A 19872-nucleotide genomic window follows, 5' to 3' on the forward strand; every position below is an offset into this window, starting at 1 on the left:
CTACGTTACGGACGAGGAGCTCGTCAGTATTCGTATATGGGACCTGATTTGTACTTTTTTCCGACAGGCGACCAAGCCTGATCACTGATGTTCAGCGACCTAGGAAGCCTAACGCCCAAGGTGCAATGAGGCAAGGCGAAGATCGAAGGGTGGCCGCCATGCGCAGGTTGGTCGACCGGGACAGTAGGCACCCGGCAGGGCCAAAGCCCTCATGCGCACAGCCGCCATAGCCCGGCAATACTCGCGCAAAACCACCCGCGCTCAGTAGCGCCCAGCTGTTTCATTTTGTGGGCAAGGTTCAGCCCCAGTCGTCCCAGGCCACGGCATGGGTGGCGAGGTAGTGCTTTACCGCCGTGCCCACGGTCGGGAAGAAGGCGTCTTCCCCCAGTTGCGCGAACAGGCCGAATCGTTTGAGTTTGTCTTTGACCGGGTCTTTCATTTCGGCGATGCGCAGTTCGATGCCCGCTTCGTTCAGGGCGCCCATCAGTTCGGCCAGCATGTCGGCCGAGGTGACGTCGACGCTGGTCACCGGCTCTGCCGCTACCACCAACCAGCGCACGGGCGTTGGCGAGGCGGCCACGGCATCCAGTACGCGGTCCTGGAATTGTTCGGCGTTGGCAAAGAACAACGGGGCGTCCCAGCGGAACAGCACCAGGCCAGGCACCTGCCGCGCCTCGGGGTAACGCTTGATGTCGTGGTAGCCCTGTACGCCCTTGGCACGGCCCAGCACGGCGGAGTACGGGCGCCAGCCGTCCCAGAGGAATTCGATCACGGCAATCACGATCGCCAGGCCAATACCTTGGATGGCACCGAACATCACCACCCCGACCGTACAGGCGATAGACAGCCAGCATTCCCAGCGCTGGATACGGTAGATGCGCCGCAGGTCGGTGACTTCGATCAGGCCGATGGCCGAGGCAATCACCACCGCGGCCAAGGCGCTGGTGGGCAGGTTTTTCAGCAGGTCGGGGGCGACCATCAGCAAGCCGGCTACGGTGAGCGCGCCGACGACGCCGGTCAGTTGGGTTTTCGCCCCGGCGGCTTCGGCCACGGGTGTGCGCGATGAGCTGCTGCTGATCGGGAAGCCCTGGAAGAACCCGGCGGCCAGGTTGGCGATGCCCAGCCCGACCATTTCCTGGTTCGGGTCGACGTAGCTGCGGGTTCGTGCGGCATACACCCGCGACAGCACACTGGTGTCGGCGAACGAGACCATCGCCACCGCGCAGCCACCGATCAGTACCGGGACGATGTCCTCGCGGGTAATCCACGGGATGGCGAAGGCCGGCAGGCCTTGCGGGAGGGAGCCGAGCACCTCGACGCCTGCGCCTTCGGCCAGGCCCAGCAGGCTGACTGCGACGGTTGCGCCAACCACGGCGATAAGGATGCTCGGCACACGGCCGTTGCCCTTGAACAGCAGGATAACCGCCAGCGTCGCGGCACCGACGGCAAAGCTGGCCCAGTGGATGTTGCCCTCGAACACCCCCATGATCACCGCCCACTGGTTGCTCAGCGGGCCGTCGGATTCAATCGAGAAGCCGAACAACTTGGGCTGTTGGCTGATCAATACGGTCAGCGCAATGCCGTTCATGTAGCCGTAGCGAATGGGTTTGGAGAGCAGTTCGGTGATGAAGCCCAAGCGGGCCACCCCGGCCAGAATGCACACCGCGCCGGAGACGACGGCCATCATGCCGGCGAGGGCAACGGCACGCATCGGGTCGCCGCCGTACAGGGGCAGCACCACCGCCAGTATCACCGCCACCAGCGAGGAATCGGGGCCGAGCACGAGGATGCGGCTGGGGCCAAACAGGGCGTAGGCCAGCAGCGGCACGATGCTGGCGTAGAGGCCATAGATCCCGGGAATGCCCGAGGCCACCGCGTAGGCGATGCCCACCGGCACCAGCATGGCGGTCAGCACCAGCCCGGCCATGATGTCATGGCGTAGCCAGGCCAGCTGATACTCGCGCAGCATACGCAGCCCCGGCATCCAGCGCGCCCAACCGGCCTGGTCGGTCAGCTTGACGCGACGGTGAATTCGACCGGGCTCAGGGCGAGGGGACGACGATTCGGAATTGCTCATTAAGACCCCAGCAGCTAAAGACCTGCAATTCCGTGGTTAACGGCTCAGAGAAGTTTAGTTAGCGTGCACGCTGGTGTCTTGATAGCAGCAAAGTCGGGAGTACGCCATGGGTATTGCGCGGCAGCGCCCCCTATACCCGGAAGTGGTCCATCAGGGTTTGTTGCTGGTTGGCCAGACGGTTCAGTGCCTGGCTCACCTGGGCCGACTCATCGGCCTGCCCGGACAGTGACTCGGTCACGTCACGGATGGTTGCGACGTTGCGGTTGATTTCTTCAGCGACCGAGCTTTGCTCTTCGGCCGCGCTGGCGATCTGCAGGTTCATGTCGCTGATGACGGTGACGGCATCGCCAATACGCCGCAGGGCGGTAACGGCCTGTTCGACCTGGGCAACGCTGCCCTGGGCCTGTTGATGGCTGCTGTGCATTGAGGCAACGACATCTCGGGTGCCGGTTTGCAGGCCTTCGATCACCTGGCGGATCTCCTCCACTGACTCCTGAGTGCGCCTGGCCAGGTTGCGTACTTCGTCAGCGACCACGGCAAAGCCACGGCCCGCCTCACCGGCCCGGGCGGCTTCGATGGCAGCGTTGAGCGCCAGCAGGTTGGTTTGTTCGGCGATGCCGCGAATCACTTCGAGCACCGAGCCGATCTGTTCGCTGCTGCTGGACAGGCCTTCCACCTGGCTCATGGCGAGGGTCATGTCGCGGGCCAGGTCGTCGATGGCACGGGTGGTCTGGTTGATCACGCCGAGGCCTTCGCGGGTGGCTTGGTCTGCGCCGCGTGCAGCTTCTGCGGCCTGGGCGGCGCTGCGGGCAACATCATGGGCCGTGGCGCTCATTTCGTGGGACGCGGTGGCCACCTGGTCGACTTCACGGTACTGCTGTTGCATACCGGCGCTGGTCTGGCTGGCGATGGCGGCGGACTGGTCGGCGGTGCCACGTGCGTCCTGCACCGAGCTTTTCACATCGGCGATGATCGGCCGCAGTTTGTCGAGGAAGCGGTTGAACCAACCGGCCAGTTCGCCCAACTCGTCGTGTTTGTCGTAGGCGAGGCGCCGGGTCAGGTCGCCCTCGCCGCTGGCGATGTCGCGCAGCATGGCGGCGACACCCAGGATCGGCCGGGTGACGCCGCGTGCGGTCAGCCACACCAGTAACAGCCCGGCCACGGCAGCCAGCAGGCCGAACAGCAGCTCCAGCCAGGTACCTTCGGCGCTGCGGCGGTCGAGGTCCTGCTGCAGGGTTCGCACCGGGGCCAGCAGGGCCTCCATGGGTACATCAAGCAGGACAGACCAGGGCTGCGCGTCCGGTATGGGCTGCAGTGGCGCCAGCACCTGCAAGCGACCGGCCTGTTGCTGCGTGTGGGCCTGGCCCTGGCGTTGCAGGGCCAGCAGCTCGCTGCCGTGTTCAGGGTAGGCCTGGCTCAGCGTCTGGCCCAGCCGGGTTACATCCGGGCTATGCCCGGCGAGCAACCCGCCGGCGCTGACGATGCTGACCGCGCCTTTGCCCTGGTACAGCCGCTGGCTGCTGGCTTCAACCAGTTGCTGCAAGTTGGCCAGGCTGATGTCCATGCCCAGCACCGCCAGCAGTTTGCCGTTGTCGATCACCGGGAAGGTCAGCGAGGTGATAAGCGTCTTCTGCCCCGAAGCGTCGTCGAAATAGGGGTTGAGCAGGCAGGGTTTAAGGGTCTGTTTCGGGCAGTTGAACCAGGTGTTGAACGGGGTGCCATCGAGCATGGTGGTGCTGTCGGCGATCAGCGCTTCGCTGACCGTCAAGGTGCTCAACTCGCCGTTACGCTGCGCCCAGTAGCTGGAGAAGCGCCCCTGCTCGTTGCTGCCCCTGGCGCCCTGCCCGCTGAAACGGGCATCGTTGCCATCCAGCGCATTGGGCTCGAACACCAGGTACAGGCTGAGCAGCTGCGGATTGGCCTGCAAGGCCTCTTTCACCTGCTGGTGCAGCGACTCGCGCAGGGCTTCAGGGGCAAGCTGGGCCTTCTGCAGTTGGCGTTGCTGCTGCAGTACCTGGCGGCTGAGGTTTACGCCGTCCTGATAGGCCGCGAGGAAAAAGCGCTGCAGGGTCAGCGCCTGTACCCGGCCCTCGCCTTCCATGCGCTCGCGGGCCGAGGTTTCGAGCATCTGTGCGCTGCTGGCCTTGACCAGCTCGGTGCTCGCACTCATGCGGTAGAGCGAGATGCCAATCAGCACCGCGACGATGGTCAGCAGGCACAGGCCGGTGAGCAGGGTAATTTTCCACTGGATGGACAGACGGTTCAGCAGCATCGCACGTGATCCTTACGCCTGGGGCGACTGGCACGCCTGCGCAGGCGTATTTGTTAGAGCCATTACACATTGCGTGCCACCTGCCAACGCGCGCTGAAAACAGCCTGATGGCCAGCATTTACGGGGGTAATGGCCGGCCAAGGCGAAGGTACGCGCTCGCCCCACTGTTACAGCCTGAGACAGCGACTGTCGCATCGGCAAGACGCCGAGACACTGCGCAGGGGGCTGAGCGTTGATGCAAAACACCTTGTTTTCCATGGTCTTACAGCGCCCGGCGAACATTGGCATGGCGGTTGCGCACGGGCCTGCACAACAAAAACCATAGGAGCAGCCCCCCGATGACCACGCAAACGTCCACTCCCCTGCGAACGCGCCTTGCCCTGGCACTGGCCGCAAGCGGCGTATTTGCCAGCCTGCCAGCGCCAGCCTACGAGCTGTACAACCAGGGCGGCAGCGTACTGAACGCCGACCTGGAGGCGGTGTTCGGCATCATGCACAGCGAGGAAAGCTATGCCACCGCTGGCAACCGCAGCGCTGGCAGTTCGGCCTGGCGCGAGGGCTACATCAAGTACGGCCTGAGCGGCAGCCAGACGCTGGCCGACGCAGGCAGCCTGTACGGCAAGTTCAACCTGGTGAGCTCGGGCACCTGGGGCGACGGTGATGCGGCAGGCTTCACCCTCGGCAGCGAACGCCGTACAGCCGTGGAAGACGCCTACCTGGGCTGGCGCTCCGGGGCGCTGCTGCCACTGTTTGGTGAGGACGGCGTGGACATTTCCGCCGGCCGCCAACTGGTCAAACTCGGCGACGGCTTCCTGCTCAACGGCGACTCGGTGAACGTCGGCGATGCCGACCTCGGTGCCGACTTCGACCGAGGCGGTGCCTACTACCTGGCCGGGCGCAAGGCCTTCGACCAGACCGCTGTTGTGCATGTGGGCGGCACGCAAGGCTGGCGCAGTGATCTGGTGTGGCTGAAGTCAGACAACCGTGCCCAGGCCGAAACCGAGCTGGCGGCGGCCACCCTGGAGCATGTGGGTGCAGCCGGTACGCTGGGGCTGACCTGGATTCACGGGCTGGACGTCAACGAGCGCTTCGCCACCGCCGCCCAGCTTGAACGCAAGGACATGGACACCGTCAGCGTGCGCGGCAGCGGCGGGCTGGGGGTTGAAAACCTCAACCTGGCGTTCGAGTACGCCACCCAGGACCGTGACAGCGGGCGCGAGAACGCCTGGTACCTGGAGGGCGCCTGGACCTTCGCCGATGTGCCGTGGAAACCTACGGCCACCTACCGCTACAGCCGCTTCTCCGAGGCCTTCGACCCGCTGTTCTACGGTTTCAGCCGTGGCTACGGCACCTGGTATCAAGGTGAAGTGGCGGCCAACTATGCCGGGCCATTCAACAGTAATACCGCCGTGCATCATGTCGGCCTGAAAGCGACGCCACGGGACGACCTGACGCTGGGCGCACTGTTCTTCGACTTCGACACCCTCGACCGCGATCTTGGCAACCTCAGCGGCCAGGAACTGGACCTGTACCTGGAGTGGACGGTCAACGAGCACCTGATCATCAGCCCGCTGGTGGGCCTGTACAAACCTGAGCGCAGTGCCAGCGAAGGCGGGTTGCAGTTGGGCAACGACGACACCAACACCTACCTGCAACTGACCGTGGCGACGTTCTTCTAGCGTCCGGTGCGTGGCCGTGGCCTGGTTCACCCGGGCCACTGGCTGACGTACCATGCGTGCTTCTTCACACTCACACGGATGTGCAATGAAACGCTTCCTATGCCTTGGCGCAATGCTCGCTGGGCTGCTTGCCTTCGCCCTGCAACACACCGCCAGCGCGGCGGGGTTTGACTGCAGCAAGGCTGTCACCCTGCAGGAACAGGCCATCTGCAATACGCCGTCGTTGTCCGCCAAGGACGAGCAGTTGAATGCCCTGTTCCGCCCGCTGAAAAAGCATCAGGTTTTCCGCCAACTGGGGGCCACCTGGCTGTATGAGGTGCGCAACGCGTGCCAGACAATCGGTTGTCTGGAGGCCGCCTACGACCAACAGATCAAGCGGCTGACCCCGCAGCCGCCGCCCAGGGTCGATGTTCATGCGCTGTCGCCACTGCCCGAGGGGCAGGTGTATACGCAAGTAGACGATGAGCCGTGGCAGCGCTACGTGCTGGCCGAGCTGCCGCAGGCGCCCGCGCACGTCTTCAAGCACATTGTCGACGCCGCGGTGGTCGACGGTGTGCTGCATGTCATTCTCTATGTCAGCAACAGCAACGACCGCGACAACCTGTACCTCAGCGAGCGCTTCAACCACCAGACCTACGGCACCCTTTACGAATACACCGATACCCGCCCGGGCTGGCACCCGATCGCCACCCACATTGCCTTCAAGGGCTGGGAAAAAACCGGTTTCTACGATCAGGGCAAGCGCTACGCCGGGGTGGTGGACGGGGTGTTCTATTATCGCCAGCAAGAAGACAAAGGCCTACAACAGGCCATGGCGTATACCTTGGGATCGGGTGCGGCACCACAGCCGACCGCGCAGACGTTCCAGGTGCCGTCCAGTACCGCACAGTTCGCCAAGGCCCGTATCCTGGACGACATCAACAGCAATAACAGCAACCTGACCCTGTCGTATGACGAGCGGGTTGACCGCCACAAGACCGAGCGCGTGATGGCCACCGACGCCACCGACTGGAGCCTGGTGAACCCAACCTGGAGCGAGCGCCGGGCCGTGTTGTACTTCGACAACAGCGGTGCCATGGCCTGTGTCTGGCGGGTGGACCTGGTCAACAAGGTGTTGTCCAAGATCGTCCCTGAGCATGAAGCGGTTTCGGCGCGGCCCGTGGAGCTGCTTGGCCAGGAAGCACTTGTCTACCTTGAGGAAAACCGTTTGGGTTTCGCCATCGCCCCGGTTCAGTAAGGGGGTAAACCGGCTTGCCTGCGCCAAGGCCCATGACAGCTGGCCGCTTGCAAGCCCCTGCCCCTTAAAAGTGTTTTACTGAAATCGCAGGTTTTCTCCCGAAGCGCTTTCCCTATCCTAGGCAAGACGTACTCATCAGCGGAAGATCCATGAAACCGTCGCTCTACAGCCGTTATGCCTGCCTGGCAGGCTGTCTGCTTTTCACTGTCGCAAGCCTGCCTTTTCTCTCTGCCCACGCGGGCCTCTGGCCCCTGACGCTGATCACCGCCCTGCTCAGCCTGGTTGGCCTCAATGACCTGCGCCAGAGCCATCACGCGGTGCGACGCAACTACCCGATCCTGGGCAATATCCGTTACCTGATCGAAACCATCCGCCCGGAAATTCGCCAGTACCTGCTTGAAGGCGACGACGACAAGCTGCCGTTCTCCCGGGCCCAGCGCTCGCTGGTGTACGCACGGGCCAAGAACGAGAGCGCCGAGAAAGCCTTCGGTACGCTGAACGATGTGTACAAGCCGGGCTTCGAGTTCATCAGCCATTCGATGCTGCCAGTGGAAACCCCCGACCCGGCATCATTCCGCGTGGCCATCGGCGGGCCGCAGTGCCGCCAGCCGTACTCGGCCTCGATCTTCAACATTTCTGCGATGAGCTTCGGTGCACTCAGCGCCAATGCCATCGGCGCGCTGAACAAGGGCGCCAAGCTCGGCCGCTTTGCCCATGACACTGGCGAGGGCAGCATCAGCCCCTATCACCGTGAGCACGGTGGTGACCTGATCTGGGAAATTGGCAGCGGCTACTTTGGTTGCCGCACAGCCGACGGCCATTTCGACCCTGAGCGCTTCGCCGAACAGGCCAGCTCGGCTCAGGTGAAGATGATCGAGGTCAAGCTCAGCCAGGGCGCGAAGCCGGGCCACGGCGGGATTCTGCCAGGGCACAAGGTCAGCGCTGAAATCGCCGAAACACGCGGCGTTAACGTGGGTGAAGACTGCGTCTCCCCTGCTGCTCACACCGCGTTCCGCAGCCCGGTGGAGTTGCTGCAGTTCATTGGCCAACTGCGCGAACTGTCCGGTGGCAAACCGGTCGGCTTCAAGTTCTGCCTGGGCCATCCCTGGGAGTTCATGGGGATCGCCAAGGCCATGCTGGCCACCGGCATTCTCCCGGACTTCATTGTCGTCGACGGCAAGGAAGGCGGCACCGGTGCGGCTCCACGGGAGTTCAGCGACAACATCGGCGTGCCAATGCGTGAAGGCCTGATGTTCGTGCACAACACGCTGGTGGGCCTGAACCTGCGCGACAAGATTCGCATCGGTGCAGCCGGCAAGATTGTCAGCGCCTTCGACATTGCCAGTGTGCTGGCCATCGGTGCCGACTGGGTCAACTCGGCACGCGGTTTCATGTTCGCCATAGGCTGCATTCAGTCGCAAAGCTGCCACACCAACAAGTGCCCGACCGGGGTTGCCACCCAAGACCCGCTACGCCAGCGGGCGCTGGTGGTGCCGGAAAAAGCCGAACGGGTGTACAGCTTCCACCGCAACACGCTGCACGCACTGGCCGAAATGCTTGCCGCTGCAGGCCTGGAGCACCCTGAAGAGCTCAAGCCCAAGCACCTGGCGCGACGTATCAGCCCCAGCGAAGTACGCCTGTTTTCGCAGTTGCACGTGTTCCTCAAGCCTGGCGAATTGCTCAGCGGCTCGATTGAAAGCGATTTTTATGCACGGATGTGGCGGATGGCCCGCAGTGACAGCTTCGCCGCAGATACCGGCGAGGTGGTGGAGATCCGAGCGGCCAGGAACCGCAGAGAAACAACCCCGGCCTAGGCCGGGGTTGTGGGAGACGCCAATCAGAAGACGTTGATCGGGTACTCGACGAATACGCGGACTTCGTTGCCGTCGTCGTTGTACTCGATAGCGCGCAGGTTGTTCGAGGTGCGCAGGAACGAGCTGCGCAGCTTGACCGACAGGTCCTTGGCAGGGCCGGCCTGTACGACGTACTTGAACTGGTTGAAGATTTCGCGCTCGGTGCCTTCGCCCAGGCCGTGGGTGTTGATATTGTCACCACGCACGTAGGCCACTTTGTAGGTCAGGCCCGGTACGCCGAAGGCGCCGAAGTCCAGGCCGTAGCCCAACTGCCAGGAACGCTCGTCTTCGGCGTTGAAGTCGGACCAGTACGAGTTGGCCAGGTAGATGGTCGAACCACCGTCACCCACGCCACCAACGTTCTGGTAACCGCCATAGTTGTAGCCGGTGTCACCGGTGCTGCGCTGGTGCGCCAGGGTGATCGAGTGCGGGCCGAAGGCGTAGGTTGCTGCCAGGCTCCAGATGGTGTTGTCACGACCGTTCAGGTCTGCCTTTTCGACGTACTGGCGGTCCATCTTCGACTTGTAGCCGTTGAAGTCCAGGGTCAGTGAGCGCTCGGCGGCGATCGGCATCACGTAGTTGACGCCCAGGTACTGCTTCTTCATGACGTCTTCGACGTCGGAGCCGTACAGGGAAGCCGACAGGTTGTTGGTGAACTTGTAGCTACCACCGAAGACGTTGATCGACTTCAGGCCGCTGTCACGCTGCTCGGCGCTCTTGCGTGCTTCCTGAGTGAAACGACCCGCGTTCAGCTCCAGGCCTTCGATCTCCTTGGAGGTGACCAGGGTGCCGGTGTAGCTTTCTGGCAGCAGACGCGAATCGTCATATTGCAGCACAGGCAGTGTCGGCATCTGGTCGCCGTACTTCAGTACGGTGTTGGAGACGCGGAACTTGACCGCCGCACCACCGCGGGCGATGTCGTGCTGGGCGTTGCCGCTGTCGCCACGCTTGAAGAAGTCGATACCGCCGCCGCCATTGTGACCAGTGCCGCCATCCAGGCGCACCGCGTACAGACCGAAAGCATCGACGCCAACACCTACGGTGCCTTGGGTGAAGCCAGAGGAGAAGTTGCCAATGACGCCTTGACCCCATTGGATCTGGTCATGCGTGTCATGCTTCTTGTCGCGATTCATGTAGGCGTTACGCAGCAGCACATTCATGCTGCTGTCTTCTACGAAACCTTTGGCATTGGCCTGGTCATTGGCCATGGCCTGAGTCGCGGACAACAAACCCAGAGCGATCAGGCTGATCCTGGTTTTCAACATTTTATTTTCCTTATCACAAAAACAAAGACGCGCTGCGACCGGCACCAGGAACCACGCCCCCTGCGTGGGTTGACGCTCGCGGGTCTGAAAACAAAAAAGCCCCCTGCGCATAGGCACAGCGGGCCATCTATTCTGGGTACAAGGTGAATGGGCCTACAGGCGAGGGCCGAATCCTAGCGGTCAGCAGTTCTGTGTGTCAAAAATTCGTGAACGGCACGGATCAGCGGTCGATCGTGCAATTTTGAGAATGGCGGGGCATGCAGCACTGCGGGGTGACACGAAGAGCAGGACAGGAGAAAACGCATCGCCGGCAAGGCAGACCTTGCCGGCGATCGCTCAGTCAGTGGTGCCAGACCCCGAGCAGCGCATCGAGCTCTGCTTCACTGATCAAACCCACCGGGTACCGCTCAACCAACAACCGACGTCGCGGATCGGTCTTCCTGACTCGATTATTTGCATTGTTTTTCAACCACTGTGCCAGTGCCTTGATCGATTCGTTATTAACGATGGACAGGCCTGAAGCTGGCTCACTGACTACATTCATATCGACACGTACTCCCCAGGGTCGTGAGCCATTAACCTACGTTAACTTTGTGACAGAACTGCGTGCTCTATCCGCTTGAAATACAATGCAAAACGAATACAAGAGGTGTGCCAGATCGAGCTCCGATCGTCGAATGACGCGCAAAAAAAAAGCCCGTCGTGCGACGGGCCTTTTTACTTAAATGCTTCAGCGTTTGACCGGTGCTGGCTGCTGTTGGGTCAGGCAATGGATGTTGCCGCCACCGAGCAACAGCTCACGACCTGGCACCATGACTACCTCACGATCCGCGAACAACGTCTGCAAAATCGCTCTAGCCTCGGCATCTGCCGGGTCGTCGAAGCTTGGCGCGATGATCGCACCATTGACGATCAGGAAGTTGACATAGGAGCCGGCAAGGCGAACCGACGGGTTACGCTCCTGGCTACCGGCGACCGGATCGACACCCGCACATTCCTCCTCGGTCGCGTACAGCGGCCCAGGGATCGGCATTTTATGCACCACAAAGGTGCGCCCTTTGGCATCGCGCTGACGCTCCAACACCTCAAGCGCCGCACGGCAACGTGCAAAGTTGGGGTCGTTGGAATCATCGGTCCAGGCCAGTAACACTTCACCAGGGCGCACGTAACAGCAAAAGTTGTCCACGTGCCCATCGGTTTCGTCGTTATACAGGCCATCAGGCAGCCAGACGATGGTCTCCACCGCCAGGTGATCGCGCAGGATCGCCTCTATTTGCTCACGGTTCAGGTGCGGGTTGCGGTTGTGATTGAGCAGGCATTCTTCTGTGGTGATCAGCGTGCCTTCGCCGTCGACGTGAATCGAGCCACCTTCCAGCACGAAGCCTTCGGTCTGGTAGCGTGGGCAGCGCTCGATCTGCAGGATCTTGCCAGCCACTTGTTCATCACGGTTCCACGGTGCGTACAGGCCGCCCTCAAAACCACCCCAGGCATTGAAGCCCCAATCGACGCCGCGGACTTCACCCGTGTCGTTGATCACAAAGGTCGGGCCAGTGTCACGCACCCAGGCATCGTCATTGCTGATTTCCACCACGCGGATGTTCGGGGTGTCCAGCAGGCGGGCACAGGCATGTTCGTATTGGGCGGCCGACACGCCGACGGTCACCGGCTCGAAGCGGGCAATGGCCTTGGCCACGGCAACATGCGCGGCCTGCGCCGGCTTGCCGCCCAGGCGCCAGTTGTCCGGGCGCTCCGGCCACACCATCCAGACCTGTGATTGTGGCGCCCACTCGGCAGGCATGTGAAAGCCATCGGCGCGTGGAGTAGTGGTCAGGGTTGTCATAGTTGAACCTTTGCAAGAACTGCCGCAGAACGGGCCTGCGGCACGATAAATGGGTGATCAGGATTCCAGCGAACCGTCGAGGGTCTTCAGCGTACCGTACAGGTCTGGCCGACGGTCACGGAAAGTGCCCCAGGCGCTGCGCACATGCTCCAGCTTGTCCAGGTCGAAAGTATGCACCAGCACGCCTTCTTCGGTTTCATTCAGTTCTTCAACCTTTTCACCAAACGGGTTGGCGATGAACGACGAGCCGTAGAACGTGATGTCGTAGCCATCCTGCTCTTCCTTGCCGATACGGTTGCTGGCGACCAGCGGCATCAGGTTCGCGCCGGCATGGCCTTGCTGCACGCGCTGCCAGTGATCACGCGAGGTGATGCTGGCGTCATGCGGTTCGCTGCCAATGGCGGTCGGGTAGAACAGAATTTCCGCGCCTTGCAGGGCCATGCTGCGTGCGCACTCGGGGAACCACTGGTCCCAGCAGATACCGACGCCGATCTTGGCATAACGGGTGTTCCAGACCTTGAAGCCGGTATCACCCGGGTTGAAGTAGTACTTTTCGTGATAGCCCGGGCCATCCGGGATATGGCTCTTGCGGTAGATGCCCAGGTTGCGCCCATCGGCATCGATGATCGCAATGCTGTTGAAGCGCGCCCGCCCGGCCAGCTCGTAGAAGCTGATCGGCAGCACCACTTGCAGTTCCTTGGCCAGCTTCTGGAAATGGACGATAGCGGCGTTGGTTTCAACCGGGGTGGCCAGTTGCAGGTAGTCGGCGTTGGGCTTCTGGCAGAAGTACGGGGTCTCGAACAGTTCCTGGATCAGGATGATCTGCGCGCCCTTGGCGGCGGCTTCGCGCACCAGTTTCTCGGCGGTGGCGATGTTGGCGTCGCGATCCCAGGAACAGGCCATCTGGGTGGCGGCGACGGTAACGATGCGGCTCATGAAAACGTCCTCGAAGGGTTGCTGGGCAAGTAATGAGGACTTTATATCCGATAAAAATCGGCTTTGGAAGGCGGTAAATCAAAATAAAAGGGTGAGAATCGCCATTTAAATCGATAACAATCGATTTAAATCTGTGTTTTCCATGTTGATCACATTGTAGAAAAACCTGCCCCCCTTGGAGGAGCAGGTTTGCCTGCGATGGGCTGCAGTGCAGCCCCAATGCGGGTTTAGAGGTCTTCTGCCAACACCTTCGCCACGCTGTCGACGAAGAAATCGACGCTTTCACGGGTGGTGCACATCGGCGGTTTGATCTTGAGGATGTTCAGGTAGTCACCGGTTGGCTGCATGAAGATCCCCAGTTCGCGCAAGCGCTCGCACAGCGCCGCGGTTTCTTCGGTGGCCGGCTCCAGTGTGCTGCGGTCGCGCACCAGTTCCAGGCCCAGGTAGAAACCGGAACCGTGCACGGCGCCCACAAGCGGATGTTTATCGACCAATGCCTGCAGCCGCGCCTTGAAGTGCCCACCGACGGTACGCGCGTTGTCCCACAGGCCTTCTTCGCCCATGACATCGAGCACGGCCATGCCGATCCGGCAACTGACCGGACTGCCGCCAGCAGACGAGAAGAAGTAGCCCTCGGCCTCCAGTGCCTCGGCGATTTCCCGACGGGTGATGACCGCGCCCAGTGGGTGGCCGTTACCCATGCCCTTGGCCATGGTGATGATGTCCGGCACCACGCCCTGTTGCTCGAAGCCCCAGAAATAATCGCCAAGGCGGCCATAGCCGACCTGCACCTCGTCGGCGATACAGGCGCCGCCCAAGGCCCGGACCTTGCCGTAGACTTGTTGCAGGTAACCCGGCGGCAAGGCGATACCGCCGGCATTGCCGTACACCGGTTCACAGATGAAACCGGCCACCTGGCGCTTCTGCGCGGTCAGGCGGTCGAGGGTGGCATCGACATCGCGAACATAGTCGGCAGTGCTCTCGGCGCCCCGGTAGGCACCGCGGTAGGTGTTCGGCGCCATCACCGGGTGTACCCAGTCTGGACGGGTGGTCAGGGCTTGCGGGTTGTCGGCAATGGAGGTGGAAATCGCATCGGTGGCCACCGACCAGCCGTGGTAGGCCTCCAATACGCTGAGCATGTCGCGGCCACCGCTGTAGGCCCAGGCCAGGCGGATCGCCAGGTCGTTGGCTTCGGTGCCGCTGTTGACCAGAAACACCCGGTCCATGCCTTCGGGCGCCAGTTCCAGCAGGCGCTCGGAGAACTCGGCAATGGCCGCGTAGTGGAAGCGTGAGTTGGTATTGAGCAACGACCATTGCCGCGCCGACTCGGCGACCATCCGCGGGTGACCATGACCGAGCACCGCAACGTTGTTGAGCATGTCCAGGTAGGAGCGGCCCTGCATGTCGATCAGGTAGTTGCGCCAGCCACGCTCGATCTGCGGCGGCTGCTGGTAATAGTGCTTCTGCGAACGGGCGAAACTGGCGTCACGCCGCTCAAGCAGTGCCTGGGCATCGGCCAGTGGTTCAGCGTCGCAGGCAAACCCGAGCAATGGCTGCGGCGAGGGGCATAGCGCCAGCCAGGCCTGCGCACGTGAAGGCGTGGCGAACAGTGGCGGGCACAACCCCGGTACGCGGCACAGTTGCAGCATCAGGCCGACACTGCTCTGCCCCAGCGGCTCGCCCTGCTTGAGCGCCAGGCCATCGGCCGGGGCATCGACCACGCCCCACAACCACAGGCTGACCTGCTCACCCTGCAGGCAACCACCGCCCGCCACCGCGTGCCAGACACCGGCAAACGGCGCCTGCAGGGCCGTACCCGAGGGAACCTGCAGCTCGACATGCAAGGCGCAGGTTTCGGGTTCCTGCGGGTTATCGATATGGGTACGCGACAACCGGTATTGGCCGTGCAGCGAGCAGGCCAGCCCGCTCTGGGCGCGCAGCAGCTGCTGGTCGATGCCCGGCTGCTGCCAGTTACCGGCCTGGAAATGTTCGCTGAGTACCCCGAGGTCGACGCGGGCGACAGGCTGGCCGTTCAGGCTGGGCATTAACAGCGTGGTGTTGACCAACCCCAGCGGGGCCAGATCATGACCCGCGGCCTGCAGGATCGCCGTTTCCATCAAGGCGAACGGCACGCTGGTCGCGACCTCGAAGATTTCCCACTCGTGGGCCAGGTTGTCCCGGCTGTAGGCATTGCCCGGATCGACGCTGACCTGCTGCTCTCCGCTCAGCACCAGCACGGCGGCACGGGCCACGATCATCGGCCACAGGGCCTTGAGCTCGGCTTCAGTCAGCGGGTTGACGACCTGATACGCCTGAATGGCCGGCAGGATACGCAACGGGTCGCCTTCGGCGTGGTGCAGCAGCGCCGCGCAAGTCACCGAGAGGTCGGCAATCCGCCAGGTATGCAGCAAGTCGCCAAAGTCGATCACCCCCTGCAACTGCCAGTGGCGCTGGGCATCGCGCTGCCACACGGTGTTGTCGTCGGTGATGTCCAGGTGCACGGCCTGCTGCGGCAGGTGTTCGATCAGCGGGGCCAGGTACTGCCAGGCCTCCGTGGCCGCCGCCTGCACGCGCGCCTTGCGCGGCCCTTCGACGAGTACCGGCAATAGATGCTCGATCAGCGCCGGGGCATGCCGTGGGTCCCACTGCAGGGTACGTTCCAGGCCTGGGTGGCTGAAGTCGACCAAGGCATGGTCGATGCGCGCACAGAACTCGCCCAGCTCAGCCATCAGCCGTGGCTCCAGGCGCTTGAGGCGGGTCAGCGACTGGCCTTCGATGTACTCAAGCAGGCGGGCGCGCAGGGGCTGGCCATTCAGGCTCAGCGCCAACAGGTGCTCACCGGAACGCGCCGGCACCACGCCAGGCACCGGCAACCAGCGCTCGCGCAGGTAACCCAGGGCGGCATGCTGGGCCTGAAGCTCGACCGGTGAATAATCACCGTGGCAGATCTTCAACACGTAACGACCCTGAGGGCTGTCGAGGCGAAAATTCAGGTCTTGTTGACTGCCCAGCGACTGTAACGTGCCGGTAAGCCCATAATGTTCCTGCAGCAACTGCAGGGCCTGTGATTCGCTGACATCCGGGCGCGGTAAGCTGGATCGGTGGATAAGGGTAGTAAGCGGCATGGGGCAAGCCTCGTTTTTTTTGCTGCTTATATCGCCACCGCTTCTGCCGATAAGCAAGGGAGGTGGAAAAAAAGGCCGTACCGGGTATCGTTTTCTCCGACGCCGACAGTCGCCGTACGCTGCTTGCACCCACCCGCGCCTTTACACAGGCTAGGCAGCACCCGATCAATACCCGTTTAGTCAGGAAAGGCCACTCGACATGCGTATTCTTGTTACCGGCGGTGCCGGATTCATCGGTTCGGCGCTGATTCGCCACCTGATCGAGACCACCACACATGACGTGCTCAACCTCGACAAGCTCACCTATGCCGGCAATCTGGAATCGCTGAGCAGCATCGCGACCAATACCCGTTATGAGTTCGTGCAGGCCGACATCGCTGACCGCGCCAAGGTCGACGCCGTACTGGAGCGTTTTGCTCCGCACGCGATCATGCACCTGGCCGCCGAATCGCATGTGGACCGCTCCATCGACGGCCCCGCCGCGTTCATCGAAACCAACATTGTCGGCACCTACAGCCTGCTGGAAGCCGCCCGTGCTTACTGGGCAAAGCTGCCCGCCGCCGAGCGTGAAGCCTTTCGCTTCCATCATGTGTCCACCGACGAGGTGTACGGCGATCTGCATGGGGTGGACGACCTGTTCACGGAAACCACGCCGTACGCCCCCAGCTCGCCCTACTCGGCCAGCAAGGCGGCCTCGGACCATCTGGTACGTGCCTGGCACCGAACCTACGGTTTGCCGGTACTGCTCAGCAACTGCTCGAACAACTATGGGCCGTTCCAGTTCCCGGAAAAGCTCATTCCGCTGACGATCCTCAACGCCTTGGCGGGCAGACCGCTGCCGGTCTACGGCAACGGCCTGCAAGTGCGTGACTGGCTGTTCGTCGAGGACCATGCCCGCGCCCTGCTGCAGGTGCTGTGCGCCGGTCAGGTCGGTGAGACGTACAACATCGGCGGGCACAATGAACAGAAGAATATCGATGTGGTGCGCAGCATCTGCGCCCTGCTTGAAGAACTGGCACCCGATCATCCGGCCGGGGTAAACCACTACGCCGACCTGATCAGCTTCGTCCAGGACCGTCCCGGGCACGATCAGCGCTACGCCATCGACGCCAGCAAAATCCAGCGTGAGCTGGGCTGGACCCCGGCCGAAACCTTCCAGAGCGGGCTGCGCAAGACCGTGCAGTGGTACCTGGATAACAGTGAGTGGTGCCAACATGTTCAGGATGGCAGCTATCAAGGCCAGCGCCTGGGCAACAGCGATTTCAAGGACCTGATTGCATGACCAAAGGTATCGTTCTGGCAGGCGGCTCCGGCACTCGCCTGCACCCCATTACCCTGGGGCTTTCCAAACAACTGCTACCGGTCTACGACAAGCCGATGATCTACTACCCGATCTCGGTACTGATGCTGGCCGGTATCCGCGAGATTCTGATCATCTCCACCCCGCAGGACCTGCCGCAGTACCGTCAACTGCTGGGTGACGGTAGCCAGTTCGGCGTCCAGTTCAGCTATGCCGAACAGCCCTCGCCGGACGGCCTGGCACAGGCCTTCCTGATTGGCGAAGCGTTCATTGGCAACGACTCGGTGTGCCTGATCCTCGGCGACAACATTTTCCACGGCCAGCGGTTTACCGAACAACTGCAACGCGCCGCCAGCCACAGCAGCGGTGCAACGGTGTTTGGTTACTGGGTCAAAGACCCGGAGCGCTTCGGCGTGATCGAGTACAACGAACAAGGCCAGGCCCTGTCGATCGAGGAAAAGCCGACGCAGCCCAAGTCCAGCTATGCCGTGACCGGCCTGTACTTCTACGATAACGACGTGATCGAGATCGCCAAGGGCATTACCCCCTCGGCCCGTGGCGAGCTGGAGATCACCGACGTCAACAACGCTTACCTGAAACGGGGTGACTTGCGCGTAGAGCGCTTCGGGCGTGGCTTTGCCTGGCTCGATACCGGTACCCACGACAGCCTGCTGGAAGCCTCGCAATACGTGCAGACCATTGAGCACCGCCAGGGTCTGAAAGTGGCCTGCCTGGAAGAGATCGCCTTCCAGCAGGGCTGGATCGACGAGGCGCACCTGCTTGAACGTGCCAACGCTTTTGGCAAGACCGGCTACGGCCAGTACCTCTACAGCCTGACCCGAGAGAACCGATGGAAGTAATCACCACTGACCTGCCCGAGGTACTGATCCTGGAGCCGAAGGTGTTCGGCGATGCCCGCGGTTTTTTCTACGAAAGCTTCAATGCCCGGGCCTTCGAAACGCAGACAGGGGTCACGACAACCTTCGTTCAGGACAACCATTCCCGTTCACAGCGCGGCGTACTGCGCGGCCTGCATTACCAACTGGAAAACCCCCAGGGCAAACTGGTGCGGGTCGTACAGGGCGAGGTGCTCGATGTGTGCGTGGATATCCGCCGCAGTTCGCCAGCCTTTGGCCGTTGGGTCGCGGTGCATTTGTCTGCCGAAAACAAACGTCAGATGTGGATACCGGAAGGCTTCGCCCACGGTTTCGTGGTGTTGAGCGACAGTGCGGAGTTCCTCTACAAGACCACCGATTATTACAACCCGGCCGCCGAACGCTGCATCCGCTGGGACGACCCGGACCTGGCCATCGACTGGCAACTGCAACAGGAACCACTGTTGTCGGCCAAGGACCAGGCCGGTAAATCGCTGAAAGAGGCAGAACTGTTTCCATGACCGCTGCTCCATTGAACACGCTGATCATCGGCCAACACGGTCAGGTGGCGCGCGAACTGCAACTGCAGTTGGCCCCGCTCGGCACCCTGCACGTGCTAGGCCGCGATGCACTCGACCTGGCGCATCCGGAGCAGATCCGTCAGCAAGTGCGCAGATTGGCACCGGACCTGATCATCAACGCCGCCGCCCACACCGCAGTCGATCAGGCGGAAGTCGAGCAAGCCCTGGCCTTTGCGGTCAACGCCCACGCCCCCGGGGTACTCGCTGAAGAGGCCGCGCGGCTGGGCATCCCGTTGATTCACTACTCCACCGACTACGTCTTCGATGGCCGCAAGGCCACGCCCTACAACGAAGACGACACGCCCAACCCGCTGAGCGTCTACGGCCGCAGCAAGCTGGCTGGCGAGCAGGCAATCCGTGACGTCGCTGGCCAGCACCTGATCCTGCGCACCAGTTGGGTGTACTCGCAACACGGGCGCAATTTCCTGCTGACCATGCAGCGGTTGCTGCAGGAAAAACCCGAGCTGCGCGTGGTTGCCGATCAGATCGGCGCACCGACCTGGGCGGCTACCATCGCCCGCAGCACCCGCGCCCTGATCGAGCATTGGCAGGCTGGCCAGGCGGGTGCCTGGGGCACCTATCACCTGACCGCGCAAGGCGAGACATCCTGGTTCGGTTTTGCCCAGGCCATCGCCGCGCACCTCCAGGCCCAAGGCAAGCACTGTGCCCGGCTAGTGCCCATCCCCACCTGCGAGTACCCGACACCAGCCCAGCGCCCACTCAACTCGCGCCTGGACTGCAGTCGCCTGCAGCAGCAATGGCAGGTCAGCCAGCCAGACTGGCAGCAAGCACTGATCGACTGCCTGAAGTAGCGCATAATGCGCCAGACTCC

14 protein-coding genes and 1 pseudogene are annotated in these 19872 nt (G+C 62.4%); 7 read left to right on the plus strand and 8 right to left on the minus strand.

The genetic code is table 11. The features are described from left to right. Positions 1 to 298 precede the first annotated feature (298 nt). From UIA24_RS05650 to UIA24_RS23245, 3 genes and pseudogenes are all read right to left on the minus strand, one after another. Positions 299 to 2077: a SulP family inorganic anion transporter gene (locus UIA24_RS05650; RefSeq protein WP_102053670.1), complete on the minus strand. Its 1779-nt coding sequence runs from the start codon at positions 2075 to 2077 to the stop codon at positions 299 to 301. Between the two features lie 130 nt (positions 2078 to 2207). Further along, the gene (locus tag UIA24_RS23240; RefSeq protein WP_409277774.1) at positions 2208 to 2963 is read right to left on the minus strand and encodes a methyl-accepting chemotaxis protein; all 756 of its coding nucleotides are present in this window, start codon (positions 2961 to 2963) and stop codon (positions 2208 to 2210) included. Between the two features lie 150 nt (positions 2964 to 3113). Further along, positions 3114 to 4349, minus strand: a pseudogene (locus UIA24_RS23245) (PDC sensor domain-containing protein); the annotation flags it as partial. Positions 4350 to 4687: 338 nt separating this feature from the next. Here UIA24_RS23245 and UIA24_RS05660 point away from each other — a divergent pair. From UIA24_RS05660 to UIA24_RS05670, 3 genes are all read left to right on the plus strand, one after another. Beyond that, on the plus strand, positions 4688 to 6028 hold the full coding sequence (locus UIA24_RS05660; protein ID WP_330522386.1) for a hypothetical protein: 1341 nt from the start codon (positions 4688 to 4690) through the stop codon (positions 6026 to 6028). Between the two features lie 85 nt (positions 6029 to 6113). After that, positions 6114 to 7265, plus strand: a complete 1152-nt coding sequence (locus UIA24_RS05665; protein ID WP_330522387.1) for a lysozyme inhibitor LprI family protein — start codon at positions 6114 to 6116, stop codon at positions 7263 to 7265. Between the two features lie 149 nt (positions 7266 to 7414). After that, positions 7415 to 9079, plus strand: a complete 1665-nt coding sequence (locus UIA24_RS05670) for an FMN-binding glutamate synthase family protein (RefSeq protein WP_330522388.1) — start codon at positions 7415 to 7417, stop codon at positions 9077 to 9079. A 23-nt stretch (positions 9080 to 9102) separates the two neighbouring features. On the opposite strand, the gene UIA24_RS05675 is transcribed toward UIA24_RS05670, so the two are convergent. From UIA24_RS05675 to UIA24_RS05695, 5 genes are all read right to left on the minus strand, one after another. Continuing rightward, the gene (locus tag UIA24_RS05675) at positions 9103 to 10383 is read right to left on the minus strand and encodes an OprD family porin (protein WP_330522389.1); all 1281 of its coding nucleotides are present in this window, start codon (positions 10381 to 10383) and stop codon (positions 9103 to 9105) included. A gap of 340 nt (positions 10384 to 10723) precedes the next feature. Next, positions 10724 to 10927 (minus strand): hypothetical protein, encoded by a 204-nt coding sequence (locus UIA24_RS05680; RefSeq protein WP_065762061.1) that lies wholly within the window; start codon positions 10925 to 10927, stop codon positions 10724 to 10726. Between the two features lie 186 nt (positions 10928 to 11113). Continuing rightward, positions 11114 to 12223, minus strand: coding sequence for an agmatine deiminase (gene aguA, locus UIA24_RS05685; protein WP_102053666.1), 1110 nt, complete (start codon positions 12221 to 12223; stop codon positions 11114 to 11116). Between the two features lie 57 nt (positions 12224 to 12280). Continuing rightward, positions 12281 to 13159, minus strand: a complete 879-nt coding sequence (gene aguB, locus UIA24_RS05690; protein ID WP_065761073.1) for an N-carbamoylputrescine amidase — start codon at positions 13157 to 13159, stop codon at positions 12281 to 12283. A gap of 227 nt (positions 13160 to 13386) precedes the next feature. Continuing rightward, on the minus strand, positions 13387 to 16284 hold the full coding sequence (locus tag UIA24_RS05695) for an aminotransferase (RefSeq protein WP_178081730.1): 2898 nt from the start codon (positions 16282 to 16284) through the stop codon (positions 13387 to 13389). A 199-nt stretch (positions 16285 to 16483) separates the two neighbouring features. Here UIA24_RS05695 and rfbB point away from each other — a divergent pair, with 199 nt between their 5' ends. The 4 genes from rfbB to rfbD are packed head-to-tail and all read left to right on the plus strand — an operon-like array spanning position 16484 to position 19852. Beyond that, on the plus strand, positions 16484 to 17566 hold the full coding sequence (gene rfbB / locus UIA24_RS05700; RefSeq protein ID WP_102053664.1) for a dTDP-glucose 4,6-dehydratase: 1083 nt from the start codon (positions 16484 to 16486) through the stop codon (positions 17564 to 17566). After that, entirely contained in the window at positions 17563 to 18444 is an 882-nt protein-coding gene (gene rfbA, locus UIA24_RS05705) for a glucose-1-phosphate thymidylyltransferase RfbA (RefSeq protein ID WP_099776200.1), read from the plus strand. The genes rfbB and rfbA overlap by 4 nt, the downstream gene beginning before the upstream one ends. Continuing rightward, positions 18435 to 18980 carry a dTDP-4-dehydrorhamnose 3,5-epimerase gene (rfbC, locus tag UIA24_RS05710; RefSeq protein ID WP_330522390.1) on the plus strand — a complete coding sequence of 182 codons (546 nt, stop codon included), beginning with the start codon at positions 18435 to 18437 and terminating at the stop codon, positions 18978 to 18980. Before rfbA ends, rfbC begins: the two co-directional genes overlap by 10 nt. Next, complete coding sequence (gene rfbD / locus UIA24_RS05715; RefSeq protein WP_330522391.1) at positions 18977 to 19852, plus strand: dTDP-4-dehydrorhamnose reductase; 876 nt, start codon at positions 18977 to 18979, stop codon at positions 19850 to 19852. Before rfbC ends, rfbD begins: the two co-directional genes overlap by 4 nt. The last annotated feature ends 20 nt before the right edge of the window (positions 19853 to 19872 follow it).

Origin of the sequence: Pseudomonas sp. AL 58 (genome assembly GCF_036348395.1) — a bacterium.
GTDB lineage: Bacteria > Pseudomonadota > Gammaproteobacteria > Pseudomonadales > Pseudomonadaceae > Aquipseudomonas > Aquipseudomonas defluvii.

Excerpts from the sequence above, each read along its gene's own strand:
- UIA24_RS05650 (WP_102053670.1), bottom strand. The coding sequence starts at position 2,077 with ATGAGCAATTCCGAATCGTCGTCCCCTCGCCCTGAGCCCGGTCGAATT.
- UIA24_RS23240 (WP_409277774.1), bottom strand. The coding sequence starts at position 2,963 with ATGCAACAGCAGTACCGTGAAGTCGACCAGGTGGCCACCGCGTCCCAC.
- UIA24_RS05660 (WP_330522386.1), top strand. The coding sequence starts at position 4,688 with ATGACCACGCAAACGTCCACTCCCCTGCGAACGCGCCTTGCCCTGGCA.
- UIA24_RS05665 (WP_330522387.1), top strand. The coding sequence starts at position 6,114 with ATGAAACGCTTCCTATGCCTTGGCGCAATGCTCGCTGGGCTGCTTGCC.
- UIA24_RS05670 (WP_330522388.1), top strand. The coding sequence starts at position 7,415 with ATGAAACCGTCGCTCTACAGCCGTTATGCCTGCCTGGCAGGCTGTCTG.
- UIA24_RS05675 (WP_330522389.1), bottom strand. The coding sequence starts at position 10,383 with ATGTTGAAAACCAGGATCAGCCTGATCGCTCTGGGTTTGTTGTCCGCG.
- UIA24_RS05680 (WP_065762061.1), bottom strand. The coding sequence starts at position 10,927 with ATGAATGTAGTCAGTGAGCCAGCTTCAGGCCTGTCCATCGTTAATAAC.
- aguA (WP_102053666.1), bottom strand. The coding sequence starts at position 12,223 with ATGACAACCCTGACCACTACTCCACGCGCCGATGGCTTTCACATGCCT.
- aguB (WP_065761073.1), bottom strand. The coding sequence starts at position 13,159 with ATGAGCCGCATCGTTACCGTCGCCGCCACCCAGATGGCCTGTTCCTGG.
- UIA24_RS05695 (WP_178081730.1), bottom strand. The coding sequence starts at position 16,284 with ATGCCGCTTACTACCCTTATCCACCGATCCAGCTTACCGCGCCCGGAT.
- rfbB (WP_102053664.1), top strand. The coding sequence starts at position 16,484 with ATGCGTATTCTTGTTACCGGCGGTGCCGGATTCATCGGTTCGGCGCTG.
- rfbA (WP_099776200.1), top strand. The coding sequence starts at position 17,563 with ATGACCAAAGGTATCGTTCTGGCAGGCGGCTCCGGCACTCGCCTGCAC.
- rfbC (WP_330522390.1), top strand. The coding sequence starts at position 18,435 with ATGGAAGTAATCACCACTGACCTGCCCGAGGTACTGATCCTGGAGCCG.
- rfbD (WP_330522391.1), top strand. The coding sequence starts at position 18,977 with ATGACCGCTGCTCCATTGAACACGCTGATCATCGGCCAACACGGTCAG.